23 protein-coding genes are annotated in these 26,436 nt (G+C 48.2%); 15 read left to right on the forward strand and 8 right to left on the reverse strand.

What is annotated here, in order from left to right:
• Positions 1–17 precede the first annotated feature (17 nt).
• The 4 genes from cobT to J2X75_RS27580 all read left to right on the forward strand — a co-directional run bounded on the left by cobT (position 18) and on the right by J2X75_RS27580 (position 4,257).
• Positions 18–1,139, forward strand: a complete 1,122-nt coding sequence (cobT, locus tag J2X75_RS27565) for a nicotinate-nucleotide--dimethylbenzimidazole phosphoribosyltransferase (protein ID WP_310342353.1) — start codon at positions 18–20, stop codon at positions 1,137–1,139.
• Positions 1,136–1,696, forward strand: coding sequence for a bifunctional adenosylcobinamide kinase/adenosylcobinamide-phosphate guanylyltransferase (gene cobU, locus J2X75_RS27570; RefSeq protein WP_192134337.1), 561 nt, complete (start codon positions 1,136–1,138; stop codon positions 1,694–1,696). The genes cobT and cobU overlap by 4 nt, the downstream gene beginning before the upstream one ends.
• Positions 1,693–2,583, forward strand: coding sequence for an adenosylcobinamide-GDP ribazoletransferase (cobS, locus tag J2X75_RS27575; protein ID WP_310342355.1), 891 nt, complete (start codon positions 1,693–1,695; stop codon positions 2,581–2,583). The genes cobU and cobS overlap by 4 nt, the downstream gene beginning before the upstream one ends.
• Before the next feature lie 129 nt (positions 2,584–2,712).
• Positions 2,713–4,257, forward strand: coding sequence for a cobyric acid synthase (locus J2X75_RS27580; RefSeq protein ID WP_310342449.1), 1,545 nt, complete (start codon positions 2,713–2,715; stop codon positions 4,255–4,257).
• Between the two features lie 126 nt (positions 4,258–4,383).
• Here the strand turns inward: J2X75_RS27580 and J2X75_RS27585 are convergent, their stop codons facing one another.
• Positions 4,384–6,084, reverse strand: coding sequence for a methyl-accepting chemotaxis protein (locus tag J2X75_RS27585; RefSeq protein ID WP_310342358.1), 1,701 nt, complete (start codon positions 6,082–6,084; stop codon positions 4,384–4,386).
• 353 nt (positions 6,085–6,437) lie between these two features.
• Between J2X75_RS27585 and J2X75_RS27590 the strand changes: the two genes are divergently transcribed.
• The 3 genes from J2X75_RS27590 (at position 6,438) to J2X75_RS27600 (ending at position 9,337) form a co-directional block, all read left to right on the forward strand.
• Entirely contained in the window at positions 6,438–7,835 is a 1,398-nt protein-coding gene (locus tag J2X75_RS27590) for an L-cystine transporter (RefSeq protein WP_310342359.1), read from the forward strand.
• Positions 7,836–8,099: 264 nt separating this feature from the next.
• The gene (locus J2X75_RS27595) at positions 8,100–8,783 is read left to right on the forward strand and encodes a queuosine precursor transporter (protein WP_076209430.1); all 684 of its coding nucleotides are present in this window, start codon (positions 8,100–8,102) and stop codon (positions 8,781–8,783) included.
• A gap of 203 nt (positions 8,784–8,986) precedes the next feature.
• The gene (locus J2X75_RS27600; protein WP_310342364.1) at positions 8,987–9,337 is read left to right on the forward strand and encodes a hypothetical protein; all 351 of its coding nucleotides are present in this window, start codon (positions 8,987–8,989) and stop codon (positions 9,335–9,337) included.
• 296 nt (positions 9,338–9,633) lie between these two features.
• On the opposite strand, the gene J2X75_RS27605 is transcribed toward J2X75_RS27600, so the two are convergent.
• Positions 9,634–10,722: a M24 family metallopeptidase gene (locus J2X75_RS27605; RefSeq protein ID WP_310342368.1), complete on the reverse strand. Its 1,089-nt coding sequence runs from the start codon at positions 10,720–10,722 to the stop codon at positions 9,634–9,636.
• A 262-nt stretch (positions 10,723–10,984) separates the two neighbouring features.
• On the opposite strand from J2X75_RS27605, the gene J2X75_RS27610 reads away from it, so the two are divergent.
• Positions 10,985–12,196 carry a PQQ-dependent sugar dehydrogenase gene (locus J2X75_RS27610; protein WP_310342370.1) on the forward strand — a complete coding sequence of 404 codons (1,212 nt, stop codon included), beginning with the start codon at positions 10,985–10,987 and terminating at the stop codon, positions 12,194–12,196.
• Between the two features lie 413 nt (positions 12,197–12,609).
• Here the strand turns inward: J2X75_RS27610 and J2X75_RS27615 are convergent, their stop codons facing one another.
• Both J2X75_RS27615 and J2X75_RS27620 read right to left on the reverse strand, forming a co-directional pair.
• Complete coding sequence (locus J2X75_RS27615) at positions 12,610–13,368, reverse strand: MBL fold metallo-hydrolase (protein WP_310342373.1); 759 nt, start codon at positions 13,366–13,368, stop codon at positions 12,610–12,612.
• Positions 13,369–13,397: 29 nt separating this feature from the next.
• A complete protein-coding gene (locus tag J2X75_RS27620; protein WP_310342375.1) occupies positions 13,398–13,940 on the reverse strand; it encodes a hypothetical protein in 543 nt (180 codons plus the stop codon).
• A gap of 104 nt (positions 13,941–14,044) precedes the next feature.
• Here J2X75_RS27620 and J2X75_RS27625 point away from each other — a divergent pair, with 104 nt between their 5' ends.
• Entirely contained in the window at positions 14,045–14,908 is an 864-nt protein-coding gene (locus J2X75_RS27625) for an SDR family oxidoreductase (RefSeq protein WP_149846416.1), read from the forward strand.
• Between the two features lie 12 nt (positions 14,909–14,920).
• Here the strand turns inward: J2X75_RS27625 and thrS are convergent, their stop codons facing one another.
• The 3 genes from thrS to J2X75_RS27640 all read right to left on the reverse strand — a co-directional run bounded on the left by thrS (position 14,921) and on the right by J2X75_RS27640 (position 19,912).
• Positions 14,921–16,921, reverse strand: coding sequence for a threonine--tRNA ligase (thrS, locus tag J2X75_RS27630; protein WP_310342380.1), 2,001 nt, complete (start codon positions 16,919–16,921; stop codon positions 14,921–14,923).
• A 472-nt stretch (positions 16,922–17,393) separates the two neighbouring features.
• On the reverse strand, positions 17,394–19,154 hold the full coding sequence (locus tag J2X75_RS27635; protein ID WP_310342382.1) for a sensor histidine kinase: 1,761 nt from the start codon (positions 19,152–19,154) through the stop codon (positions 17,394–17,396).
• Positions 19,151–19,912: a response regulator transcription factor gene (locus J2X75_RS27640; protein WP_307538811.1), complete on the reverse strand. Its 762-nt coding sequence runs from the start codon at positions 19,910–19,912 to the stop codon at positions 19,151–19,153. Before J2X75_RS27640 ends, J2X75_RS27635 begins: the two co-directional genes overlap by 4 nt.
• A gap of 220 nt (positions 19,913–20,132) precedes the next feature.
• Between J2X75_RS27640 and J2X75_RS27645 the strand changes: the two genes are divergently transcribed.
• Positions 20,133–21,233 carry a M23 family metallopeptidase gene (locus J2X75_RS27645; protein ID WP_310342386.1) on the forward strand — a complete coding sequence of 367 codons (1,101 nt, stop codon included), beginning with the start codon at positions 20,133–20,135 and terminating at the stop codon, positions 21,231–21,233.
• Between the two features lie 96 nt (positions 21,234–21,329).
• Entirely contained in the window at positions 21,330–21,833 is a 504-nt protein-coding gene (locus J2X75_RS27650) for a GNAT family N-acetyltransferase (protein WP_310342387.1), read from the forward strand.
• 114 nt (positions 21,834–21,947) lie between these two features.
• Here J2X75_RS27650 and J2X75_RS27655 read toward each other — a convergent pair whose 3' ends face one another.
• Entirely contained in the window at positions 21,948–22,445 is a 498-nt protein-coding gene (locus J2X75_RS27655) for a DinB family protein (protein WP_310342388.1), read from the reverse strand.
• Between the two features lie 284 nt (positions 22,446–22,729).
• Between J2X75_RS27655 and J2X75_RS27660 the strand changes: the two genes are divergently transcribed.
• The 4 genes from J2X75_RS27660 (at position 22,730) to J2X75_RS27675 (ending at position 26,170) form a co-directional block, all read left to right on the forward strand.
• The gene (locus tag J2X75_RS27660; protein ID WP_036610699.1) at positions 22,730–23,149 is read left to right on the forward strand and encodes a hypothetical protein; all 420 of its coding nucleotides are present in this window, start codon (positions 22,730–22,732) and stop codon (positions 23,147–23,149) included.
• On the forward strand, positions 23,146–24,435 hold the full coding sequence (locus J2X75_RS27665) for an ammonium transporter (RefSeq protein WP_211084088.1): 1,290 nt from the start codon (positions 23,146–23,148) through the stop codon (positions 24,433–24,435). Before J2X75_RS27660 ends, J2X75_RS27665 begins: the two co-directional genes overlap by 4 nt.
• Positions 24,436–24,584: 149 nt before the next feature.
• A complete protein-coding gene (locus J2X75_RS27670) occupies positions 24,585–25,526 on the forward strand; it encodes a YwqG family protein (RefSeq protein WP_310342391.1) in 942 nt (313 codons plus the stop codon).
• Between the two features lie 176 nt (positions 25,527–25,702).
• The gene (locus J2X75_RS27675; RefSeq protein ID WP_310342393.1) at positions 25,703–26,170 is read left to right on the forward strand and encodes a DinB family protein; all 468 of its coding nucleotides are present in this window, start codon (positions 25,703–25,705) and stop codon (positions 26,168–26,170) included.
• The last annotated feature ends 266 nt before the right edge of the window (positions 26,171–26,436 follow it).

Genomic DNA, 26,436 nt, shown 5'->3' on the forward strand with positions numbered 1-26,436 from the left:
AAGGAAGTGCTGGTTTTATGAATAATGAACAGGTGTTGGAGCATTTAATGCAAAGGATTACTGCTCCTGATCAGGAAGTCGCGGCAGAAACCTCTGCACATGTGGATTCGTTGACGAAGCCGCCGGGAAGTCTGGGCAAATTGGAAGAGCTGGTGATCCGCCTGGCAGGTATGACGGGCAATGCACGTCCGCGTTTTGATCACAGGGCGGTCATTGTCATGGCGGCAGATCACGGCGTAGTGGAAGAAGGCATCAGTGCTTTTCCTGCTGAAGTGACCCCGCAGATGGTCCTGAATTTCCTGGCTGGAGGCGCTGCGGTGAACGTGCTTGCCCGTCACGCTCGAGCTAATGTGATCTGTGTGGATATCGGTGTGAATGCCGATCTTGAACATCCGGACCTGCTTTCCCGTAAAATTCGTAAAGGCACGGCTAACATGGCCCGAGGTGCAGCGATGACCCGGGATGAGGCAGTTCGGGCTATCCTTGCTGGAGCCGAAGTTGTATCGGCAGAGGTGGCGAAGGGAACACAGCTGTTTGTCACCGGGGAGATGGGAATTGGCAACACCACTGCAAGTGCTGCGGTAATGAGCGCACTAACCGGAGTTGCCCCGGCTGCTGCCGTGGGGAGAGGTACTGGCATTGATGATGCTGGCTTGCAGCGCAAGGCTGCAGTAGTCAGCCGGGCGCTTAGCGTAAACGCTCCGAACCCGGAAGATGCACTGGATGTTCTGTGCAAAGTGGGTGGACTGGAGATTGCCGGACTCACGGGGGTTATCCTCGCAGCAGCTGCTCATCGTTGCCCGGTTGTTGTAGACGGGTTCATCTCTACCGCGGCAGCGCTGGTGGCGAGACAACTTGCACCTCTGAGCACAGCTTATATGATCGCTTCTCATACTTCACATGAAAATGGACATGGAGCGCTGCTGCGTGAACTGGACCTGAAAGCGATGCTGGATCTGGACATGCGTCTGGGTGAAGGCACAGGCGGTGTGCTCAGTCTTCATCTGATTGACGCAGCATGTCTCATTCTGAACGAGATGGCGACTTTTGCAAGCGCGGGTGTCTCGGATGGCACAAGCTCTGCTCCAGATTCCGCTGCGTCGGTTGATTCATCCCTGCAAGGAGAGAGTTCCCGATGAGCGTACTGGTGACAGGCGGGGCACGCAGTGGCAAAAGCTCCTTTGCCGAACGTCTCTGCATGCAGCGTTCCTCGGAGGCGTGGTATGTGGCGACAGCTCAGGCGTACGATGATGAAATGCGTGAGCGTATCGCCATGCATCAGCATCAGCGCGAGGCATCAGGGTATCTGTGGCACACGATGGAAGAGCCGATACATTTGCCTGCTTTGATAAGCCGCATGGGTGAAGGGCATACAGGGACTTCTGCACCCACCATTCTGGTGGATTGCCTGACGCTTTGGCTGACGAATGTTTTGTTAGCACATGAGCATGACGAGAAGCATGTGTTACAGGGACATTTGGACGCGCTGGTTGAAGCGATTCGAACCTATCCCGGTTTGCTTGTTCTGGTTACGAATGAAGTTGGGGACGGAATCGTACCGGAATATGCCCTTGGCAGGAAATATCGGGATCTGGCCGGTGTACTGAATCAGCGCATTGCGGCGATATGTGGTGAAGTGTTTCTGGTAACCGTAGGCATTGCGATTGAACTAAAAAGCAAGGAATACCGCTTATGAAGGAAGGCACGACTGCTCCTCAGCGCAAACATGCGGCGGCAGCCGCTTTTCAATTTTTGTCCCGTTTCCCTGTCAAAATGCAAATCGATTTTATCCCGCCGCTGCTGCGGGAAAGTGTTGTCTTTTATCCGCTGGTCGGTGCTGCAATCGGTCTGTGTGTCTGGCTCTTGGGAGCCTTAAGTGGTGCGGTGCTTCCCGCCTTTCCGGCTGCCGTCCTGACCCTAACGTTATGGGTATGGCTCACCGGAGGACTCCATCTTGACGGATGGATGGATACGGCGGATGGCTTGCTCAGTTATCGTAGCCGTGAGCGGATGCTGGAGATTATGAAGGACAGCCGTGTAGGGGCCATGGGGGTAATTGCCTGTGTGCTGCTGCTTATGATGAAAGCTGCGCTGATCGCCGACTTTATTGCCCGGGGCCACTGGGTGTACGGTGCGTTGCTGATTCTGCCCATGATCTGGAGCCGCTGGTTCATGGTGTATGCGATGTCGGCCTGGCCGAATGCCCGCGGAGATGATGGACTTGCCGTATTGTTCAAAGGTCTGGGTGATCGGAAGGAGGTCCAGCGTGCACGCAGCTCAGCCGTTGGCCTGACCTTGATCGCAGGTGCAGTTACATTTGCCGCGGTGTGGCTTTTCAAGCCGGATATGGGGATTGCGGATGCGATGGTGAGTGGTCTGGGAACACTGCCATGGTGGATATATCCGGTGACGGCAGTTATTATACTGCCTGTGGCGTGTTATTATATCGGTCGATTCGTGGCTGCCCGGATCAGTGGACGGCTCGGCGGTTTAACCGGGGATACGTATGGTGCCATGAATGAGCTGCTGGAGGCGGTTTTGTTGACCGTGCTGAGCGTGCTTCAGGGACTGTTCTGGCTTTAACTTTTGAAGTGTGAAGCAGTTTGGATAGCGTTACGCATGAAGTTGGGAGCAAGGTGATCTGGAGATAACACGGAGACAGGGGGAGAGATTGTGGAGGGTAAGCCTGTACAGCAAACAGCGGCAGTACTCATGCTGCAAGGAACGGCTTCTGATGTGGGCAAAAGTGTCATCACAACGGCATTATGCCGCATATTCAAACAGGATGGCTTCAAGCCAGCCCCGTTCAAGTCACAGAATATGGCGCTGAATTCCTATGTGACGGAAGATGGCAAGGAGATTGGTCGGGCTCAGGGAGCACAGGCCGAAGCCTGCGGTATTGAGGCGACAACCGACATGAACCCAATCCTGATCAAGCCGGTGCGGGACATGCATTCGCAGATCGTGGTACACGGTGTACCTTTTGCTCAGATGAGTGCATCAGACTACCGTCAGCATTTCCTGCCTGAAGCAAAGCAGACGGTTATGGATGCGTTGAACCGGCTACGGGATGCCTATGATATTGTGCTGATGGAAGGAGCGGGCAGTCCGGCCGAGATCAATCTGAAGGATCGGGATATCGTCAACATGAATCTGGCAGGTTGGGCAGATGCGCCGGTGATTCTGATCTCCGATATTGATCGGGGCGGGGTGTTTGCTTCCATTGTAGGTACGCTGGAGCTGCTGGAACCCCATGAGGTGGCGCGTGTCAAAGGGTTCATTATCAACAAGTTTCGCGGTGATCTATCCCTGTTGCAGCCAGGACTCGACTGGCTCGAAGAACGGACAGGCATTCCAGTATTAGGTGTATTGCCTTACATAAGAGATATTCAGATTGAAGCAGAGGATTCAGTGGTGCTGGACTCCATGCGTCATGGGAAATCCGGCAAAACCGAGCTGGATCTGGTGGTGATCCGATATCCGCGAATTTCCAACTTTACAGACTTTGATGCACTTTCCCGTGAACCGGATGTGAATGTGCGTTACGTGACCTCGCCAGAGGAATTGGGCAGTCCGGATGCCATTCTTCTGCCGGGTACGAAGGATACGATAGGGGATCTGGCGTTTCTGCGAGAGTCTGGGCTGGAGCAGGCGATTGCGAGCCAGACCGAGCGTGATCATGTTCAGCTCGTAGGAATATGTGGCGGGTACCAGATGCTGGGACGACATCTGAAGGACCCGTTTGCTGTGGAGGCGAATCAGATCCAGGAAGCAAAAGGACTTGGCTGGCTCCCGCTATCGACAACGTTTCTTCAGAACAAGCAGACCGTCAGAGCTTCTGGACGGGTGCAGCCTGATCACCCGATTCGTCTGTATGGTGAGCAAGATGAAGCAGGTGCTTCATTACCCATTAACGGATATGAGATTCATATGGGCGTTACGGAGTGTCACGAGCCTGAACGTGTAACCGCGTTGTTTGAAATCTCACATCCAGGTGGTCAACCTTTCCAAGAAGGCTGGGGCTCAGTAGATGGCAGTGTGTGGGGAACCTACCTGCATGGTTTGTTTGAAAGTGATCAATTCCGACGTTCTTGGCTGAATGCCTTGCGTGCAGGAAAGGGACTGGCTCCACTTCAGGAGACGTATAGTGCGCATGAGCGTAAGGAGATGGAGTTTGATCGGGTAGCCGAATCGTTACGTTCGGCATTGGATATGAAGCGCGTGTACGAGATTATGGGTGTTCAGGCACCCGAGTGAAACAACAATACCCCCATGACCGACAACCCGTTCTCTAGAAACGGAATGTTAGCGGCATGGGGGTATTGTATATCCTATGAACAAATGAGGTTTAAATCAGGTGATGATGGGTTAATGGTTTACCTGTTAGTTTATTTTGAATTTCTTCATAGCGGATTGCAGTTCTACAGCTTGTTCATGCAGATGGCGAACCGTATTCGAATGTGAATCCATCTCGCTGAGCTGAAGATCTGCTGTTGAAGCAATCTGTAGCATACTTTCACGGGATTTGGTCGTAATCTGTGCCGTTTCTTCAACGGACGCACTCACTTCTTCAGCACCAGCAGATACTTGTTGTGTCGAAGCAGAGACGGTCTGAATGGTCAGATTCACGTTCTGAATCAATTCATTCAGTTGCTGGAAGGCTGAGCCTGCTTGTTGAACGACAGTTGTGCCTGAACCAATCTCCTGGGTTACACGGTTCATGGCATCAACCGAGCGTTCAGCATCTTCACGAATGGTACCCAGATAATCCGAAATTTCTTCGGTGGCTGTCTTGGATTGCTCGGCAAGTTTGCGAACTTCTCCGGCAACAACAGCGAATCCGCGGCCATGCTCTCCGGCACGTGCTGCTTCAATGGAGGCGTTGAGTGACAGCATGTTAATCTGTTTGGTGATTTCAAAAATGGAAGCAACAATGGTGCCGATGGCAACCGAACGTTCATTCATAGTTTCAACATAACGCAACGATTCGCTTGCTGTCTGGCCTACACGCTCCATCTGCTCAATGGCATTCTGAGCCAGTCGGTTACCGTTAACTGCCTCGTTGGCTGCTTCACCAATCTGGTCAGACACTTCAGCGGAAGAAGAAGTAATATGCATGATACCCTGCGTAATTTCTTCCATAGCTCTGGCGTTCTCGGATGCGCTTGACGCAATGCTGATACTTCCTTTTTCTGCATCTTCTGCGGAGCGGCTGGAGTTTCGTACCATACCGGACATCGATTCAACCCGCTGAAGCAGGTCATTGGAGCCTGACACAACTTCATTGGACGTGGACAAGGCACGGCTGATCATTTCTTTCAGGTTATGCGTCATCGTCTGGAAGCTTGCGGCAAGCTGGGCAATTTCATCTTTGCCTTTGATCTGGAGTTCAGCGGTCAGATCACCTTGGGATATTTGTTTGCTATGTTGGACGAGCTTGATGATTGGTTTGGTAACTCTTTTGATCATACTAGTGGAGATAAGCCAGCCGAGCACAAACACTAATGCTGTAATCCCAAGACACAACCAGAAAATCTGAGTAATCTTGTCTTGAATGAACTGGGCATCCATGCTCACAGCCATAATCATGTTACTTCCTGCAATGGGGATAAAGGCTGCTTTATGTACACCAAAGGAATCGGAGTAGACCTCACTGATTACCATTTCTTTGTTCTCAATAGCTGCATTCATTGCGGGTTCTACACTAATCTCATCCTGGGCTTTCATGTTTGAGGAAGAGTTGGCCACAACGACTTTGGCTGAGCCGTCCTGTATAGCAACAACGTATGCGGCGTCGAGGTTGTGTTCTTTTGCTTTATCTGCCAGGTACGATTCCACGGTCATGGCAGCACCTTCAGAACCGGCTCCGCCACTCTGTACCTGTAGGATTTTGGATGCTGAAGTATTCTTGTATATATCCTGAATGGACGTGTTTAGGACTTTGTCAAACTGCGGTAGCACGTAGCTTTGAATAATATTCATCGACACGGCATAGAAACTAATACTGAACAACAGAGAAGCAACCAGCAGAACGAGGAACAATGTGCCTCTGATTTTACCGGCAACGGTGCGATTACGAAACATATGATCATCCTTTCACGTCAAGTTCATTAACATTATCGCTTTTCCGTACTCATAAGACCTATCTACCAATGAAGAAAGACCTAAATTATATGTTGAGAAAACTTGGGAATAAGCGGATATACCTATATTACAAAATTAACCGGAGGTTGAATAGAACAATTTTCACGAATTGGTGTATTTTTTTCAGAAACACATGAATCTATTACATGCATATTACATAATATCAATTAATACCTACCAGAATAGTTTGTTATATGTTATATTGTAAAATGTCTTTGTCGGAAGTACAAAAAGATAAAAGAGAAAACCGGATATTTTTCGGTTACACACATGCCTGAGGAGGATTTAAAGAAATGGATACTTTTCTAGTCATATTGAATGTAGTGGTTATGCTTGCCTTACTTGGCATCCTCTACTGGATGCAGAAAAAGCATATCTCCTTTACGAAACGCGTATTTGCGGGTCTGGGACTGGGGGTTGTTTACGGGGTTATTCTCCAATTGGTGTACACATCAGGTTCTGATGTAGTTACGAAATCAGTCGATTGGTTCAATCTGGTCGGTTCAGGATATGTTCGTTTGTTGCAAATGGTCGTGATTCCATTGATCATGGTATCGATCATCTCAGCCATTATGAATCTGAAGGGCAAGCAAAATCTCGGCAAGATGAGTGTTTCCATTATTGCCATTCTGTTGATCACCACAGCGATTGCCGCAGGGGTCAGCATTGTAACGAGCCTTGGCTTTAACCTGACTTCCATTGAGATTCAAGGAGGAGACCGGGAGAATGCGCAGGTTCAGAAGGTGGAGGAACGGCTTGTTGATGTGAAGGATCAGACCATCCCGCAGCAAGTGCTGGAATTCATTCCTTCGAATCCATTTGCAGATATGACAGGAGAACGTCGTACATCCACACTGGCGGTGGTTATTTTCTCCGCGTTCATCGGTGTAGCCGTACTTGGACTGGATCGCAAAAAACCTCAGCAGGCGGAGACGTTCCGCGGTATGGTTAATGCGGTATATGCGGTGGTTATGCGAATTGTTACGCTGGTGCTGAGGCTTACGCCTTACGGGATTCTCGCCCTTATCACCAAAGTAACGGCGACAACGAATCCGGATGAAATTCTCAAGTTGATCAAATTCGTCATTGCGTCCTACGTGGCCCTCATCGTGATGTTTATCATTCACTTGATCATTATCTCACTGTCCGGGTTCAACCCGATTACGTATGTGAAGAAGGTTCTGCCAACACTGGTATTTGCCTTTACATCCCGTTCAAGTGCAGCGTCGATCCCGCTGAATGTGGAGACACAGACGAAGAAACTGGGTGTATCCGACGGTATTGCCAACTTGTCTGCAAGCTTTGGTGCTACTATTGGGCAAAACGGCTGCGCCGGGGTCTATCCGGCCATGCTGGCGGTGATGATTGCTCCGACGGTCGGCATCGACCCGCTGAGCTGGGACTTCATTGTGACTTTGATCCTTGTAGTCATGATCAGTTCGTTTGGTGTGGCTGGCGTTGGCGGCGGGGCAACCTTCGCTTCCCTGATCGTATTGTCCACCATGAATCTGCCTGTGGCTCTAGTTGGACTACTCATTTCCGTGGAGCCGCTGATCGACATGGGTCGTACAGCGCTTAACGTGAACGGGTCCATGACTTCAGGACTCGTAACCAGCAAAATTTTGAAAGAAAATGATCATGACACATTCAATGATCAGAGCCGTGAGCTGGATTCAGCTGTACAGGCGTAATTCAAAATGGATTAGATAGAGGCTCATATTAAGATAGCTAGAGCCGTTTATAAGCCAATTGGGAAAAACCGTCCTTCGGAGGAATCTGGAGGGCGGTTTTTTTTGTGGCAATCCAATTATACTGTCACTTAGGCAGACCTGGAGTTATTTAGTTCTGTTCATGGGACGAGAAATGTGATAGAGTATTCATGTTTTGGCCCTGAGCCAAACCGCGGTTCGTAACCATCCCGCGTAATCAAAACTAGGAAGGCAGTGTATGTATTTATGTTTAACTTAGGGTGGGGAGCAGTTTTTGTTCTCGTAACTTATGGATTTTTCCTGTTGTGTTACCGCTTGTTCGGTAAAAAAGGTCTCTATGCCTGGATTGGTGTGGCTACGGTTATAGCCAACATTCAGGTGACCAAAACGATAGATATTATGGGGATTGTACTGACGCTTGGCAACACGATGTATGTCAGCATGTACCTGACCAGTGATCTGCTCAATGAGAAATATGGACCAGGTGAGGCACGCAAAGCCGTATGGTTCGGATTCTTCACGCTCATCATGACGACGGTTCTGATGCAGATGGTGTTGTTCTTTGACCCGGCGCCAACGGACTTTGCACAGGATTCGATGAAAACATTGTTCGGTCTGCTGCCACGTCTGGCCCTCGGTAGTCTGACGGCGTACTTCATCAGTCAGTTCCTGGATGTACGATTATACTCATGGCTGCGCAAGGTGGCCCCAGGGCGCAATCAGTTGTGGATTCGTACCAATGGCAGTTCGATCATCAGTTCATTTGTAGATACACTGGTGTTCTGCACAATCGCGTTTGCGTTCATCTATCCTTGGGATGTATGGCTGGAAATCTTCCTGACCACGTATATTATCAAATTTGTATTAACTGCGGTTGGAACACCGTTTCTGTATGCTGCACGCAGCTTTAAGTTTAAGGATGAAGCTTAGACAACAATCAAAGAGTATCACTCAAAATCACCCTCTGCGCAGTCCATTGTAATTCGGACTCTGCAAGGGTTTTTTTCATAGAAAAGACCCGAAACAAGAAAAATCCTTTTTACATTTTTATGAAAAAGTTATAATATAAACGACCTGTCGTTATAAGCGTGTATCATTAGCAACGATGATTTTCATACAAAGGGGAATCGCACATGTACTCTACACTGCGTTATACACTGGAAAGTAATGGCACAACCTACGAGAATGATAGTATTAATGCCTCATTATTAGTGGAGTTGATCACCAATCTGGAATTGCAGGAATACGTAGTACTTGCACCTTCGGAGCTGGTGGAGGGAAGTATGTATATGCAGGCTGCTGCGCTTGAGGAACCAGGGCAAATGGTGGCGGAGATTCGTTTGCAGGAAGGCGAGGACGGTTTCCGACATTACAGCTGCAGAACAACAGATACGACTGGGATTATTCAATGGTTTCTGGATTACTGGGGGAAGCAACAGCTGCCACATCTGGAGTCTTGGCAGGATATCACGCATGAGTTTTGACTAATGGTTAATGAGTGAGCAGGAATAAGATTACGTAGAATGCAGACGGAGTAATTTAGGATATGCTTTGTATTAATTACAATCCCGCAATCCATGATATTCATGGATTTGCGGGATTTTTGCGTTCGCGTGTGTACTTGCTACTTTTTCTGTATACAGGCCTAAGGCGTACGCGAAAAGAGTATATTATTTTGAAGTTACAGTTCAGCGCAGTTTCGTGCAGTTTAGTTCATGATGCATAATATCGGCTGAGCATTGATGTATATGGGCTGTTTTTGACATAGATCCAATTGGATTTAGTCACTAAGGATTTGCAGTTCTTTTGGATATGTCGTCAGAACTTCCACACCCGTCTCGGTCACAATTACATCATCTTCGATACGGACGCCTCCTGCTGCGGTATATATGCCCGGCTCAATCGTGAATACGGTACCTTCATTCAGGATGTCCATATTCTCTCCATGGAGAGAAGGATACTCATGTACGTCAATACCCAGTCCATGGCCTACTCTATGCATAAAACGCTCACCGTATCCCGCTTTTTCCGTGACCTGGCGTGCCGCACGATCCACTTCGGCGCAGGTGATGCCTGGTTTCACGATTTGAATAGCAGCTTCGTTCGCTGCGAGCACCGTGTTATAGATGGTTTTGAGTTCAGGTGAGATGTCACCAAAGGCGAATGTACGTGTGATATCCGAGGCATATCCTCCAGCATACACACCCATGTCAAACATCAACAGGTCACCTTGTTGCAGTTTCCGTTCACCGGGTGTACCGTGTGGCAGACCTGTTTTGGGTCCCGTGAGCACCATGGTATCAAAGGAAGGGCCGTCGGCACCCAGCTTTTTCATCTGATACTCCATCTCGGCGACAAGTTCAATCTCGGTTACGCCTGTGCGAACATGAGAGAGGCCTTGACGAAGAGTTTCTTCAATCAGATGAATGGCGTGGCGAATGCGGGCTACCTCATCAGGTGTTTTTTTCACACGTAATGTGCGAAGCAGGGGGCCGACATCCTCAAAGCTGGCAGCACCCAGCGCGGCGGTCAGTTGCTCATAACGTGCGACTGTCACGTATTCTTTTTCGAGACCTACTCGGCCCAAGCGCCCCTGATAACGATCAAACAAAGCGTATGGATTATCCGTATCCGTGTGAGTAGCAATGTTTGATACCGAGGAAGCGGCTGCGGCAGCTTCAGCGTCCAGGGCGGGTACAATCAATAATGGTTCCTCGCCACGTGCGAGAACCAGACCGAGGAAACGTTCATGCGGATTGCTTGCGAATCCAGTTAAATAGTAGATATGTTTCGGATCTGTGATCAGCATGGCGTCCAATCCTTGCCCGGACAGATCGGCTTCAAGACGAGATAAAGGGTTTTGATTCATAAGTGTAGTTGTCCACCTTTCCATTCATACTATCCTTCTATTATAAAAGATTATGATGGAATTCCAAACTGCGATGATTTCATGTCCTCGGAATCCCTTGATTTCTCGGTTTAAGCGGCTGGTATGAAGGGTAATACAGGGCGAAACCGCTTTACACATGAATAATAGCGTCACAACTATAGAGAACAATATGTTAACAATACATTGAAGCTGGGCTTATTTAATGGATACAAAAGAACGATATGCGAAGGGAGATGTAATCATGAATAATCGAGGAATCGTTCCACTGTATGCTTCATTATTAAGTGTGGCACTGTTGACCGCGTCATGCTCTTCAGGCGAACCCTCAACGGGAGGACTAGAGCAGACGTCTCAGGGACAGGGAACAGGTCAGGGACAGACAGCGAATGGAAGCAATACCGGTGCAAGTGGAAATGAGAGCGGAGCGCAGGGAGAGACGGTTATTCCGTATCAGGCTTCCGTTCTGGTTGAAGGATTGAATGCACCATGGGAGATTGTGAGTGTGCCTGATGGTCGGATGTTCGTAACGGAACGCCCTGGTGCGATTCGGGTCATTGAGGATGGAAAACTAGCCCCTGAACCACTGATTGAATTCTCAGCCCCATTTAATGAAGAAGGTGAAGGAGGTTTGTTGGGTCTTGCAGCAGATCCGGACTTTGAGAAGAACGGTTACTTGTATGCATACCACTCTTATCTGGAAGGCGATGACATTGCCAATCGAGTGTTACGTCTCAAGGTGAATGATGAGAAAGCGGTCATAGATCAAGAGTTGCTTGGTAACATTCCAGGCGGAACAAATCATAATGGTGGGCGGATCAAAATTGGCCCGGACGAGTTGCTCTATATCACGACAGGTGAACGTTATGAGCCGGAATTGTCACAGAACAAAGATAGCCTTGGAGGTAAAATATTGCGGATAGGTCTCGACGGGTCGATCCCGGCAGACAACCCATGGCCGAATTCACCTGTATACAGTATGGGACACCGTAACGCACAGGGACTGGCCTGGAACCCGGACAACGGTTACCTCTATTCTACTGAGCATGGTCAGCGGAATCATGATGAGATTAACCGGATTGTGGCTGGTGAGAATTATGGCTGGCCCGAGGTGGAGGGAGACGACGATGACAATGGCGCATATCAGGCTCCGCTTGCACATAGTGGGAATGATACATGGGCACCGTCTGGTGTAGCTTTTGTTGAAGAAGGGCCTTGGGCTGGATCACTGATTGCTGCAAATCTGCGTGGAGAGCAGTTGCTGAAGGTCACTCTTTCGGAAGATGGCACACAGGTGGAGAAGGTGGAACCCATCTTCGAAGATGAGTGGGGCCGGATTCGTAATGTGAGTGCTGGTGAGGACGGAAAGTTGTATGTGCTTACGAACAATCGGGATGGACGAGGATCGCCACGGGATGGGGATGACAAGCTGATTGTACTTACCCCGGAGAGTTGAGTCGGGATTCAGGGGAGATAAACTCAGTGTTTGCAGGACAGGTGGAACCCTGTTTTAAAAAGCAGACACTTACGTTACGGATTTTTCGGTGAGTTGTTTTGCCAAACGGGCAGGGGAAAGATACTGTGCACATGTCGTGGTGCAATATAAGATACTGCGTGCATACTGTATGCATGGCGTGCGCAATAGGAGCTATCATATGGTCAACACCAGTGCAGTGGTAAATACACATGGTTAATTAATCAAAGGAGCTGTCCCCGTCAAATTCATGACTTATGGGACAGCTCCTTGATTGTAATGTATGTGTCATCCTAATCTTGAATGGGCTACAACGCACAATGCCGCAGGAAGAGAAACAGCGTTAATAGGATGCTTGTGTCGTTCCAAAACACTCACAAGTCCGCTTTCTATTCTTACTCTGCGCTCTCCGCAAGTGTGGCAATGCGCTGAGCCGGATCATTCGTGTACTCTCCACCGTGATAACAGAGAACCTTATTGAGCTTAAGGTCGGTCAGTTTCTTCAGGCTTCGCAGCGCTTCAGGCATGTCCGGTGTTGCGGGTGGCGCAGGACCAACCAGTTCATCATCAACCACACGAAGTTCATCGGCAGCGAGCAGGAATTGTTGCTCCCCGAAATACAGGCAGATATGGCCTGGTGTATGTCCCGGTGTATGAATGACCTGTGTACCGCCTTGAAGGGGTAATAAGTCTCCGTCTGCCAGCATTCTGCTGATGTTCACTTCAGGCAGCTGCAAGAGCAGTTGGTCTGCCAGTGCCAAAACGGGCGCGGGCAGCAGAGCACGACGTTCAGGTGTGAATTTGATCAAAGGTTTCTCACCGGTTAGATATGGAATCTCATCGGCATGTGCCCAGATTTCCAGATCAGGGATGGCATCCAAAAGAGCACCCAAGTTACCGATATGATCGATGTCCTGATGAGTAATAATCACCCGTTTAACGTCCGAGAGCTGTACGCCTTCTTGTTCCAATGCGGATTGAAGTTCGGCAAATTGTCCAATCATGCCCGTATCCACCAAGGTAACGCCATCTACATCACGAAGCATGACGGGGAATATGGGGCTGTTCCCGGAAGGTGTCGGAATCTGCAGATTTAACACAGTAATTGAAGTTGTTGGATGGCTCATGGTGATCCGGACCGTAGTCCGGTACACCTCCTTTTCTTTTTTAGCGATGATTGTTGTTATTCAGGGCGATTGTATTTTAAGTGTTTTCTATATTTTTTAACGGTATGGAGCAGTGCTTCGAACGTTTCTTCTTCATTACTACCATCCTTAACGATGGAGATAAACGAGAAATTATCATGAACAAGTTTGTTCCTCGTCTGAAATACCAGACCAAGGGCTTCAGCGAAGTGTTCTTTTTCGGATTCCAGAGCAATGAACTCTTTACTGAGTTCGGCTTGAATGATCTCCATGTTGGAGCGTGCACGGTAGGCAGGAGTTTTCATCAGCTGGGTCGAATTAAACTTTTTCTGATATACGTCTCTGTACAGTTGATGTAACATTTGTTCAATAATGGCGCATAGTTCGATGACGAGTGAAGCATATCTTCGGTTTTTGCGTTTTCGGGTGAGCTCACGTGTTTCTTCTTTGTCCAAAATACCGTATTTTTCATACAGCGTAGAATCAACGTTCTGCAAGATTTCCTGATATTCCTGTTCGAGTAGTGCGATTTCAAGTTTGGCTTGTTTTTTAACTTTTTTAAAAACTTCTTTGGTCAGCATACTTGTCCTCCCATGGAAACCGAGATGTGATCCTATCATTATCTCATATTGTCCGTCGTTGCGCCTCTAATTTCGGAACCTCAGGTTCAGAAGGGAAGTACCTCATGTCCAATCAGACAGCAATTGTAACAGGAGCTAACTCAGGTATGGGGTTGGCAACCACCATTGAACTTGCAAGACAAGGATATCGCGTAATCATGGCATGCCGCAGTGAGAAGCGCGGACAGGAGGCTCTTCAGGAAGCTGTGCGTCAGTCCGGCTCTTCTGCGATTGAATTGATGCTGTGTGACCTGGGTTCACTCGAAAGTATACGCCAGTTTGCCCGCACATTCCGCGAGCGTCATGATCGCCTTGACGTTCTGGTTAATAATGCGGGGGTGGTGATGGTCAAGCGGAAGGAAACCTCAGATGGGTTCGAACAAAGTATCGGTATTAACCATCTGGGACATTTCCTGCTGACTTTACTTTTGATCGAACCTCTGAAAGCTGCGAAGCAGGGACGGGTTGTGAACGTTTCGTCAGGTGCTTACAAGGCCGGCAAAATCCACTTCGAAGATCCACATCTGCACACAGGTTATAATCCGATCAAAAGCTATGCTCAATCCAAATTGGCGAACGTGCTGTTCACTCGTGCACTGGCTCGCAAACTGTCAGGTACGTCTGTCACAGTGAACTGTCTGCACCCTGGTGCGGTGGGAACGAGTATTGGCGTAGATCGCAATACCGGATTTGGCACACGCATTATGGCGTTTGCAGGTAAACTTCCATTCTTTCTGTCCCCTGAAGAAGGGGCACGAACGGCTGTTTATCTGGCTACAAGCCCTGAAGTCGTCGGGATCACCGGGCGTTACTTCTATCAACAGAAAGAGCAGCAGCTGAAGAAACATGCCGTTGATGATGCTTCAGCTGAGCGTTTCTGGACATGGAGCGAAGAACAGGTGGGGCTAAAGCCTGACGAGAAGTTGTGATGCGGATGTGGTTCAGACTTTTGCCTTCACAGCTTGTTGGATCATTTCAATAACAGCTTCAATAGATTGAATGCCTTGATCTCCCTGACCGTATGCACGGACAGAGGCGGATGAGGCATTTTTCTCATTCTCTCCAAGTACGAGCGAATAAGGAACTTTTTCCATCTGGGCTTCACGGATTTTGTATCCAAGTTTCTCGCTGCGCAGATCTGTTTCTACCCGAATGCCCGCCGCACGGAGCTGGCTCTGTACTTGGAGCGCATAGTCTGTGTAATGATCCGATACAGGCAGCAGCTTCACTTGCACGGGGGCAAGCCAGAGTGGGAACGCTCCTGCATAGTGCTCAGTCAGGATGCCGATGAAACGATCGATGGAACCATAGATGGCACGGTGGATTACGACCGGACGGTGTTTCAGGCTATCCTCGCCAATATAAGTGAGGTCGAACTTCTCCGGCATCTGAAAATCAAGCTGGATTGTTCCGCACTGCCAGCTGCGTTTGAGTGCATCGAGGATATGAAAGTCAATTTTCGGTCCATAAAAGGCACCGTCCCCTTCGTTAATGCGATACTCCACGCCCCGACGATCCAGCACATTTTGCAATGCGCGTTCCGCCTGATCCCACAGTTCTTCCGATCCCATGGAATCTTCCGGACGAGTGGACAACTCAATCTTGTATTCGAATCCAAAGATATCGTACATACGTCCAATCAGTGAGATCGCCTGATTGATCTCGTCCTCGATCTGCTCTGGCATGACGTAGAGATGGGCATCATCCTGGCAGAATGTCCGCACACGCATCATGCCGTTCAGGGCACCTGAGAATTCATGACGGTGAACCTGACCAAATTCCATCATGCGAATCGGTAATTCGCGATAGGAATGGAGTGTATTTTTGAAGATCAGCATATGCCCAGGACAGTTCATCGGTTTCAGTGCAAAAGTGGCATCGTCCACTTCCGAGAAATACATGTTGTCCTTGTAATGCTCCCAGTGACCGGATTGCTCCCACAGCCGGTTGTTCATCATGAGAGGAGTCCGAACTTCCTGATAACCTTCCTGTAATTGCAGCTCACGGGAGAACTGCTCGAGTTCAGTGCGAACAGTCATACCTTTGGGCAGATAAAAGGGCATGCCGGGCGCTTCTTCGGAGAACATGAACAGTTCAAGCTCTTTGCCGAGTTTACGATGATCCCGTTTTTTTGCTTCTTCGAGCATGTACAGATGTTCATCCAGCTGGGCTTTGTTCGGGAAAGCAGTGCCGTAGATGCGTTGCAGCATCTTATTATCCGAGTTACCCCGCCAGTACGCACCAGCCACATTCAGCAGCTTGAACGCTTTGATCCGGCCAGTGGATGGAAGATGGGGACCGCGACACAGATCGAAGAACTCTCCCTGATCATAGATCGAAAGTTCGGCGTCCTCTGGCAAATCCTGAATGAGTTCAAGCTTGTAGGGGTCCTGGATTTCTCCGAAGATACGGAGGGCTTCCTGCCGGTTAACGACCCGGCGACTAATCTTATGATTCTCCTGAATGATTTTGTTCATTTCCCGCTCGATGGCAGCCAGATCACTGATGGACAAGGCATGCTCCAGATCAACATCGTAATAGAACCCGTCTTCAATGACTGGGCCGATACCCAGTTTCACTTGTTCCGCACCGTAGATGCGTTTGAGTGCCTGTGCGAGCACATGTGCTGCGCTGTGACGATAACGATACAGACCTTCCGCGCTGTCCAAAGTAACGATAACAAGTTCGCAATCTTGCTTGAGCACCCAATCGAGATCAACATTCTGACCATCTACAATACCGCCAATGGCCTGTTTTCCCAGGCTTGTGCTGATAGATGAGGCAACCGCGCCTACAGTGATGCCTGCTTCGTAAGAACGTACCGCGCCACCTTGCAGACGGACCTCAATGGAATGACTGGATGGTTGAAGATCATTTGCTTGGTAGTTTATTTCGTTACCTGATTTGTTGTTTACTGAGTTACTGTTTTCTTGTTTGCTCATGTGAACCACTCTCCATTTCTTAAAATGAAAGCGCAAAAAACACCCGTCCCGGAAAAGGGACGAGTGCGCTTGGCTCGTGGTTCCACCCTAATTTGGTTATGGTGCACCCTGATCTCGACCAGCCGCCGTGAACAGGAAACATCATAACCCTCATTGGAATCCGTTATCGGGGATCAGGCGGTGAACTCTACTGGCAGCATGCCGAACATCCGAAGGAGGTCCGAAATGCTGAGGTTCGAGGTCACGGCTGCAGAGGGGTAATTCCGGTCCGTTCGCTGAAGAAGGTTTCACCAATCCCCTCTCTCTCTGGGCAGCACGCAAACGAAATCATGTCTCTGGTCATCGCCAAATATGTTAGATCAACTCATTAAAGTTATCCTGAAATGTGTTGCATTCAATATCAATATATTGGAACAGGTGTTATTGAGTGTCGATTATATAGACTGAAAATGGAAAGGTCAAGCGGAACATTTTAATTCGTTTCGGACGGCCCATCCCATATTAAGCGAATGATCGTTCCTTCACCAGGGGTGGACTGTACCTCAATACGACCATTCATGGCTTCAATCAAACCTTTGGTTACCGCCATGCCCAGCCCTGATCCAACGTCCGATGTACCTGTATCTGTACCGCGATAGTATCGTTCAAATAACTTCCATACCGTCTCGGGGTCCATGCCTCGTCCATTATCGACAAACTGAATGCTGAATTCATCTGCCTGCTTACCAGAATGCACACTGACAACCAGGATGGACTCGGGCGGATTATGAAGAAGGGCATTGGCGGTCAGATTATCCACAATTCGTTCAAACGACGGAATATGGACAAGTCCATACACAGGCACTTCGGAAGGTTGGAATATGATGCGACCTTCTCCATATGCCGGATTCCGTTCTGCGCGCTGGATCAGATCACGGAGCAACGTATTTACGTCAGTCTCTTCCACTACAGGTTGATATCCTCCACTGCGTAATCGATAGGTCATGGCAAGGTCGTTGACAAGCCTGTCCATATACATGGACTTATCGAGCATGATGCCTGCGAATTCCCTGACTTCCTCCGCGGTCCAGCTATACTTATCCGCCTCAAGCATATGAGCATATCCCTGAATGGAGGAGAGGGGTGTCTTCAGGTCATGTGTTATGCCAGCAATCCACTCCTCCCGCAGAGAATCGTTCTGTTTCCGAAGTTCTTCATCTTGCTTCAAAGTGTGAGACAGGGCCTGCATGGAGCGAAGCACTTCAGCATACACGTTGTATTTTCGCTTCCACTTTCCGTTACGACGCTGACTGCGAGGAACTCCAAAGGCTCCGGCAGGTTCCTCGTAATGTCCTCGTTCCAGACGCTGTAACCATTGGAGCATATGCAGCATGGGTGAACCGAATCGGTTGGCATACCAGAAGGCAAGCAAAATGAGCAGAATGATGATGGATACGATCAATATGACCAATGCCGGTTCCAGGATAAAATTGTAGGGGTTTTGATTTCCGGTCGCCAATGGATCACTAGGTATGCTAATCAGCCAGGTAGTTTCATTCTGTTCGTCGTACCACGTTGCAACAGACATACCTGATCGACTCGGATAGCGAACTTGCAGAACGAGTTCCTGAATGGTGTATTCGCTAGGTACGCCCATGGCCGGTTTGTTATAGGAGGAGAGTTCGCTTCCTGACGCATCCAATACTTGAAGATAAGCATTGGCGGCACGAAGGGCCTCCTGTTGGTCAGGCTGAAGATCAAGTTTTCCGTTGGTGAAAGCAAGGTCTGAACGAATGTTATTCATTAAGGACTTGGCCGGGTTAATCTCGCCATATAACAAGGTGAATTCCTTCCCATTTTTCTCCCGGATCAGCATCACAATCTGATAAGGGAACGGTTTCTGGCTTTCCCAGTATGCAATCAATTCCCCTGGTTTATAGTGAGTGGGGACATCAGCGGGTGTGTGATATTCATCAATGGCGTAACCTTGTTCATCCAGAACCTGGAGCCAGCCGTTATTTTTATCCACTTGTTTCAGCAATTCGGGGTCATATCGGATCGTATTATCTGGCAGAATCTCTGCTGTATTAATCAATTGATCCAGACCGTTAAGTGCAAAATCATCCACCAAATTCACTTCATTTACCCTTTGAACGACCCAGTAAGTGGCTACAGACCCAAGCAGGATGATAAGAACGACTGCACCGGCAAGCATCCCGATAAACCGGGTCATTAACCTGCGACGAATACTCATGGGCGTGACACATGTTCCGGCTGAATCAGTTTGTAACCCAGACCCCGGACGTTGACGAGAAACACCGGATTGGAAGGATCGGCTTCAATGCGCTCCCGAATGCGGTGAATATGAACCATCACGGTATTGTCATCACTAATGGCTTCAGAGCCCCAGACCCGTTCATATAGATCTGATTTGGTGAAGATTCGATTGGGATGTTTGCAGAAAAAGAGCAGTAGTTGAAACACAAGTGCCGGACAGGATACGGACTCTCCTTCAACCCGAAGCTCACCAGCCCATTCCAGCACCTGGAATCGTCCAAAGTCGTACACACCCTCCGATGTGCTGGGAGATGACGCATTTACGTTAGATGGGGCGTAATCCGAGATCGCTGCGGTTATAGAAGGTAAATAACGCTTCAGCAATGATTTAATTCGAGCAACGACTTCCAGCGGATTGAAGGGTTTGGCGACATAATCGTCGCCACCAACGGCGAATCCGGTTAATTTGTCATAATCGGTTGTTTTAGCCGTCAGAAACAGGATAGGCGCATCGGTGACCTGCCGTAGAAAAGGACAGATTTCCAGTCCGCTTTTGCCAGGAAGCATGATGTCGAGCACGATGCAATGATAGGTCTTGTTATTGCATGCCTCAATGGCAGCTTCGCCTGTTGTAACGGTATCAATATCGAGAAACTGCTCTTTGAGCAGAACGGTTTTGAGCATATGCAGAATCGCCTGTTCATCATCCACAAGCAGTAATGAGACGTTATCCATAGTTTAAAAATGACCTCCTGATCCTTCTGTTGTGTGTACTGCTAATCATACCATCCAAGAAGGCTGTATAGCGTACGAGTATCTTAACGGAATCTTAATTATACAACCTCAAAAGGCGTTGCAAGTTTAACTACATGTAAGATGGGGTTAGACGAAGGATAAGACTCATTCTGTACACTTAACTGGAAAGTATAATGAATTAGCAGAAGGGATGTTGAAAATGAAGAGGGAAGGTCATCTGAAATCAGAGCAACATACACATTCGAAATTACAGAATAGAAAAGGCTGGAAGGTGCTTGCAATTACCCTTGGAGCTTGCGTGATATTGTCTGCTTGCGGCAACAGCAATTCCATTACTTCCGACCAGGCGGAGCAGCAGTCGGCCGAACAGGCGTCCAATAATGAAGCAAGCGAGAAATCCAATCAGGAAAAGAATTCCGCTTCAGAAGGTACTGCAATGGTTACACCCGACAATTTTGTTGATACCCTGATGAAGGGTTCCATTGAAGATATTTACCGTCAGTTGAGTCCTCAAATGAAGGAAGCGATCACACTTGAAAAGCTTAAAACGTCTGCTGACGAGTTCCTGGAGGGAGTAACTTCCCTGGATCAAGTGTTCGCAGCTGAGATGAACAATCTGACCGAGTTCGCCTGGAAGGATCAAACAGGAACAAAAGGGATTCGAGCCTATTTTACCGAGGCCAATCAGATTGATGGTCTGTTGATCCAGCCGCTGGAAACGCATGAGGATACAGATCAAAAGTTCACCAAAACCGAATTCCATTTCCCTTTAAAGGGTGAATGGTATGTGTTCTGGGGAGGCAACGATGTGATGTCGAACTATCATTATGAGCATGAAACACAGCGCTATGCGTTGGATATCATTCGGTCAAAAGAAGGTTTCAGTTATAACGGGGATGCCAAGGTAAACGCAAGCTACCATGCTTTTGGTGAACCACTCTATGCTGCTGCGGATGGAACCGTCGTTGAAATCAAGAACGATATTCCGGACAATGTACCCGGTGAGATGAATCCGGAAGAGCCGGCGGGTAACTATGTAATAATTGACCATGGCAACGGTGAATACAGCATCACAGCACATATCAAGAAAAGCAGTGTTTCGGTCAAAAAAGGAGATAAACTCAAGCAGGGGGACCTCATCGGTGAGCTGGGCAATTCGGGTAACTCCAGTGAAGCTCATCTGCATTTCCAGGTATCGGATGGCCCGGATCTGTTCACATCTCGCTCGATGAACATTCGCTGGGCAGACCAGAGTCAACAGTTCACTCGTGGCAACACAATTCAGGGACTGGCAGAGTAATTCTCTGTCAGAATGTTAGAGGTGACGAAAACTTCTCTTCTCCGTTATAATATCCTCTATGATAATAGAACGATCTGGAATGATGGAGGAATAGGGATGAAACTGGAAGATGTGCAGATTGAATATGCGCGCCTGGAGGACTTGCCAAGGATTGTAGAAATTTATAATTCCACCATTGAGAGCCGTATGGTAACAGCGGATTTGGAACCAGTGACAGTGGAGCAACGTGTTCCGTGGTTCGAGGAACATTCACCGGATCATCGTCCTCTTTGGGTGATGAAGCAAGCAGGACATGTGGTAGCTTGGGCAAGTCTCAGCTCGTTCTATGGACGCCCTGCGTATAATGGAACGGTGGAAGTTAGTGTATACGTGGATCGGCAATGCCGCGGAATTGGGGCTGGTGGGCGTTTACTCGAAACGGTATTTGCGGCTTGCCCTGCACTTGGAATTACGACCATTCTCGGATTTGTCTTTGGACATAACGAACCGAGTCTGGGATTGTTGCGCAAGCATGGTTTTGAACAGTGGGGATATTATCCTGAAGTGGCCGTGTTGGATGGTGTGAATAGAGATCTGGCGATTTTGGGAAAAAAAATATAAGTGTCGTTCTTATTCGTAGAAAAGAACATTGAAAACTTCCAACCTAAATTAATAGGATTGGAGGTTTTTTGTCGTTCAACTATATTCTTCGCTATGTGAAAGTGTAGGTTGTGCTTACACGCCAAGCTGCTGTTTGATCTCTTGAATCTGTCCCAGATGACGTTCCTCATGATAACTTGTAAAGTCAATCCATTGTGTAAGATCCATCTCACCAAATACGGGATGAGGAAAGGACTTGCTGCGCAGCAGGTCAGGATCATGATCATGATCCAATGCAAAGTTGTTTAACGCTTGGTGAGATTCGTCCAGATCACCGCGTACGTCTGCAATTGCTTCAGGCGCTGCTGGAGGCTGAAGATGGGGTGGTGCCTCGACGGAGCGGCTGCGGTCCAACGATAATTCATATGGTTTTTTGTCCACAGACACCGTCTGTTCCTTTTCGAGAGCCAGGCGGGCTTGTTTTCCAATTACATTTTCCATCAGGTTCAAATGACGTAGTACTTGCATAATACTCCATTGTTTGGGTGAAGGTTTTTGGTTCAATTGTTCTTCTTCGAGTCCCGAGACGGCTTCCCAGATTTGGTTGCGTATATCGTCATTGCGAGTAAACATCGTACAATCCTCTCCTTATATACGGGTTCTATAATGCGGGTAGTCTGTATGTTCATTACCCCAAATGTGGATGCTTATTCTATAAGCATAGGGGATGGAATAAGTGAATGCGAATCCAGGCAAGATTAGCCTTTGTTAGATGTAATCTGTGCCAAATAAAAAAAGCCGTTCTCCATGAACGGTTCATTTAAATCCATCCCAAGTCCAAAAAAAGATTGACGGGCAGACCCCGGCAAACTATAATCGGTACAAGTAACTTGATATGTAAGGAGTCCTGACATGATATGTTAGTAATCGACGAGGTGTATCACCATACAGCATTGCAAATATCATCGTCCGATTTATTGTACCTTATCGAACGGCTGAAGGTCAAAAAAGAAAATGAGATCCAAACGCTCAAGCAGAAGATCGAACAGTTCGAACAAAAGCGTCGAGCGGAAGAGGTTGCTTATCAATCGTTGTCGCCCGTACGCAAATGGTTTGCGGGACGCCCCGCATCCCATCATCAGGCGGTAGAGTATATGGTGCAGGTGAAGGAACGTTTTCGCAAGATGGAACAGATTCGCAGACGCATACGTGAATTGGATCAGATCGCAGAACGAATTAAGCATCCGGACAGCATTGAGCGGGACGAGATTGAGCTTGCGCCCGATACAATCCGTGAGCTCAGACAGCTTAGTGAAACGGAGGATGTACAAGCATGACTTTGGAGACGTTAAGCACCGGGATCGATACGGTCTGGGTCGTACTGAGTGCAGCGATGATTTTATTGATGGAGGGTGGATTCGCCCTGCTCGAGGCTGGCTTTGTGCGTTATAAAAATAGTGTGAACATTATTATGAAGGTTTTTGCTGACATTACGATTGGAACGTTACTGTTCTATGCTATCGGTTTTGGACTGATGTATGGTTCGGACGTTGGCGGTTTTGTGGGAGTAACGGGATTTTTCCTGAATGGGGATTTGTCTCATCTGGACGTACCGGTATCTCTGGAGACATTCTGGTTGTTCCAGGCTGCCTTTACCATTGCCGTTATTTCCATCGTTTCAGGAGCGGTAGCCGAGCGCATCAACTTCCGTGCTTATCTTCTGTATATCATATTGATGACGGCGATCATTTATCCAATTGGTGGACACTGGGCATGGGGCGGCGGCTGGCTTAGTCAGCTGGGGATGCAGGACTTTGCCGGTTCGGCTGTCATCCATGCACTCGGCGGATTCTCGGCACTGGCTGCTGCGATTATCATTGGCCCACGTAAAGGGAAATACACACCACTTGGCGTAAGTGCCATTGCACTCCCGAGCAATCTGCCACTGGCATCTGTAGGTGCATTTCTGTTATGGTTCGGCTGGTTTGGCTTCAATGCTGGTAGTACTCTCAGCGCGACGGATGTAAGAATTGGTCACATTGCGATTGTCACGATGTTATCTGCGGCTTCGGGTGGTGCGGTTACGCTGTTGTATACGTTATTCCGCTTCAATCGTTCAGATGCGCCATCGGTCATTAACGGTTCGCTTGCGGGACTGGTCGGTATTACGGCAGGCTGTGCTTTTGTTGGCGATGTAGCGGCGATATTCATTGGGGCAGTATCCGGCTTATTAATGATGGCTGCCACCAACTGGCTGGACCGTCGGCAGATTGATGATCCGGTTGGTGCTTTCCCGGTGCATGCCGCATCAGGAATGTGGGGCACGATTGCTGTAGGTCTGTTTGCCACGGATGGTGGATTATTCATGGGCGGCGGCTGGAGGTTGCTGGGTGTTCAGGCACTTGGCCTTACAGCCCTGGTCATCTGGGGATTCGCCATGACCTGGATCGGGTTAAAGTTGATTGGCAAAATTGTGCCTGTACGTTCGACAGAAGAAGAGGAAGATCTAGGTCTGGATATCAGTTATCATGGGGTGATGGCAGCCCATCAGGCCCATGAATTCCTGGACGGTGAGGAGCATATGCGTGCTTACCAGGAAAAGTCATCTGATCCAAATCGTTAAATGGAATATAGGATAAGGAAGTAGACTGACAGGGAATGTCAGTCTCTTTTTTTGCTAGAAGCAGGGAAAGACGTCGGGACGGAAGAATATACAGGTGTGAACCTGAATATGTCTCAGCATAGGTGTATTGTCAAAAGGGGAGGATCTATATGATTAAGCCAGAACAATGTGAACGTCTGACCAGAAAAGCCCGTAAAACACTTGAGGAATATGGTTTGGGAGTCGCTGCCGATCTGTTGTTATCTTCAAGCCGCTGGGGAATTCGCCTCGATGTATCCACACTGGACGAATATCGCAGAACAGGAAACTCACGTGTGGGTGGACATCCGGATTTGCCAAGTCGCATGGAATGGCCCGTAACACAAGAAGGAGTTCCAATGACTTTCCTGGCCCAGTTGAACCTGGTGGATTTGTCGCCGTATACGCCGAATGATGGGCGCGGGACTTTGCCTGAACGTGGAATGTTATACTTTTTCGTTGGTACGGATGAATCTGCTTGTCCCATTGAACATCGAGTGATTTTTGAGCCGAGTTCTCATAACCTAATAAGGCGAGAGCCTGAAGGTGATACCACGCTGGATGGATCACCGTTTGTTGCACATTCGGTGACTGTACTGCCTAATCTTGAGTTTCCTACATATGCATATATTGACGCCAACGCGCTGAATGAGCTCTCGCCGCCTCGGCTTGAGACGGATGAGGCCGAAACGGAAGTGAGTCTGTATGACCGATACCTTGAATTCGAGTCGAGCTGGAATCATCCGAGTATGCTGAATTGGGGTGGTATGTTTGGATATCCTGACGGGCAGCATCCGGATGCCGAGCATCGTGCCTTGTTACAGATCGCACTGGGAGAAGAGTACGATTATAATGAGCAGGAATGTGAGAAGAAGCTGACCAAGTATTACGGCGGAGATGAGGATCGGACATGGCAGGAACTATCCGATACGCTGCTGCTGTTGAAGATAGATACACATGATGCCATAGGTTTTCAATGGTGGGATTGCGGGGAACTGCAATTTTTCATTCGCAAGTCTGACTTGGAGGCTGGGCGATTCGAGCAAACGTATTGTTCGTTATACTCAAGTTGAGCAAAGATTTGAACTCAAATAGGCAACAAAATGTCCTGAATCCCGTCTATATGAAGGAGGAAGGACTTTTTTTGTTCGTAGATTGATAGATTTGGGGTATAACTTGTTTATATATTAAGGAGGAATATCTTGGTTGATAACCGATCATATGTTCTGTATAATGGGATAAAAAGGAAGTGTATCTGTTGATTCAATCTGCGTTCAAACATATTGACGTGGCCGTAACATCGTTGATTGATATATGTGATCAGTTGTCGGAAGAAGATTTGGCTTTGACACCAATTGAAGGTAAACGGCCTGTTGGAGAACTACTAGCTCATCTGTCTATGATCTGCCGAGCGGATATTTATATTTCCGAAGGTGCATCGGAAGAAGAGATGGCTCAATTCTATGCAGAGAATCAGGTGCATTCGCTCCGTGAGATCAAGCAGGCTTTGATTGATAACCAGATGTATCTATACCAACGGTATAGGCAGTTTAACACGGAAGAGTTACTACATGTGACGGATTCATACTGGGGAGCATCATATAGTCGGCTGGAGTGGTTGCTTGAGATTATGGGGCATGTATATCATCACAGGGGACAATTGTATACGATGCTGACCCTGACGGGCAAAGAACCCGAATCAGCACTTTTTAAATAGAAAGGTATTATTCTCTACGAGACATAAGGTAATGATAGAAACGGATAGAATACATATAAGCATGTTACGGGGAACATTATGGGTTAACATGGGGATAGACCAACGAAATTACACGTAAATGTAGTTAGTCAGGAAACAGGAAGTCGTGCATAGTTAGGTAAGCACAAGGTAGTAGGGAAAACGGGAATAACACGTTCCGTTCGTCCTCTAAAATACACAGAATCCAGATTTTAATGTATAATATGTTGTCTTATCTAGTGTAAAAG

The organism is Paenibacillus sp. 2003, from assembly GCF_031455635.1.
Taxonomy (GTDB): domain Bacteria; phylum Bacillota; class Bacilli; order Paenibacillales; family Paenibacillaceae; genus Paenibacillus; species Paenibacillus amylolyticus_B.

Excerpts from the sequence above, each read along its gene's own strand:
- cobT (WP_310342353.1), top strand. The coding sequence starts at position 18 with ATGAATAATGAACAGGTGTTGGAGCATTTAATGCAAAGGATTACTGCT.
- cobU (WP_192134337.1), top strand. The coding sequence starts at position 1,136 with ATGAGCGTACTGGTGACAGGCGGGGCACGCAGTGGCAAAAGCTCCTTT.
- cobS (WP_310342355.1), top strand. The coding sequence starts at position 1,693 with ATGAAGGAAGGCACGACTGCTCCTCAGCGCAAACATGCGGCGGCAGCC.
- J2X75_RS27580 (WP_310342449.1), top strand. The coding sequence starts at position 2,713 with ATGCTGCAAGGAACGGCTTCTGATGTGGGCAAAAGTGTCATCACAACG.
- J2X75_RS27585 (WP_310342358.1), bottom strand. The coding sequence starts at position 6,084 with ATGTTTCGTAATCGCACCGTTGCCGGTAAAATCAGAGGCACATTGTTC.
- J2X75_RS27590 (WP_310342359.1), top strand. The coding sequence starts at position 6,438 with ATGGATACTTTTCTAGTCATATTGAATGTAGTGGTTATGCTTGCCTTA.
- J2X75_RS27595 (WP_076209430.1), top strand. The coding sequence starts at position 8,100 with ATGTTTAACTTAGGGTGGGGAGCAGTTTTTGTTCTCGTAACTTATGGA.
- J2X75_RS27600 (WP_310342364.1), top strand. The coding sequence starts at position 8,987 with ATGTACTCTACACTGCGTTATACACTGGAAAGTAATGGCACAACCTAC.
- J2X75_RS27605 (WP_310342368.1), bottom strand. The coding sequence starts at position 10,722 with ATGAATCAAAACCCTTTATCTCGTCTTGAAGCCGATCTGTCCGGGCAA.
- J2X75_RS27610 (WP_310342370.1), top strand. The coding sequence starts at position 10,985 with ATGAATAATCGAGGAATCGTTCCACTGTATGCTTCATTATTAAGTGTG.
- J2X75_RS27620 (WP_310342375.1), bottom strand. The coding sequence starts at position 13,940 with ATGCTGACCAAAGAAGTTTTTAAAAAAGTTAAAAAACAAGCCAAACTT.
- J2X75_RS27625 (WP_149846416.1), top strand. The coding sequence starts at position 14,045 with ATGTCCAATCAGACAGCAATTGTAACAGGAGCTAACTCAGGTATGGGG.
- thrS (WP_310342380.1), bottom strand. The coding sequence starts at position 16,921 with ATGAGCAAACAAGAAAACAGTAACTCAGTAAACAACAAATCAGGTAAC.
- J2X75_RS27635 (WP_310342382.1), bottom strand. The coding sequence starts at position 19,154 with ATGAGTATTCGTCGCAGGTTAATGACCCGGTTTATCGGGATGCTTGCC.
- J2X75_RS27640 (WP_307538811.1), bottom strand. The coding sequence starts at position 19,912 with ATGGATAACGTCTCATTACTGCTTGTGGATGATGAACAGGCGATTCTG.
- J2X75_RS27645 (WP_310342386.1), top strand. The coding sequence starts at position 20,133 with ATGAAGAGGGAAGGTCATCTGAAATCAGAGCAACATACACATTCGAAA.
- J2X75_RS27650 (WP_310342387.1), top strand. The coding sequence starts at position 21,330 with ATGAAACTGGAAGATGTGCAGATTGAATATGCGCGCCTGGAGGACTTG.
- J2X75_RS27655 (WP_310342388.1), bottom strand. The coding sequence starts at position 22,445 with ATGTTTACTCGCAATGACGATATACGCAACCAAATCTGGGAAGCCGTC.
- J2X75_RS27660 (WP_036610699.1), top strand. The coding sequence starts at position 22,730 with ATGTTAGTAATCGACGAGGTGTATCACCATACAGCATTGCAAATATCA.
- J2X75_RS27665 (WP_211084088.1), top strand. The coding sequence starts at position 23,146 with ATGACTTTGGAGACGTTAAGCACCGGGATCGATACGGTCTGGGTCGTA.
- J2X75_RS27670 (WP_310342391.1), top strand. The coding sequence starts at position 24,585 with ATGATTAAGCCAGAACAATGTGAACGTCTGACCAGAAAAGCCCGTAAA.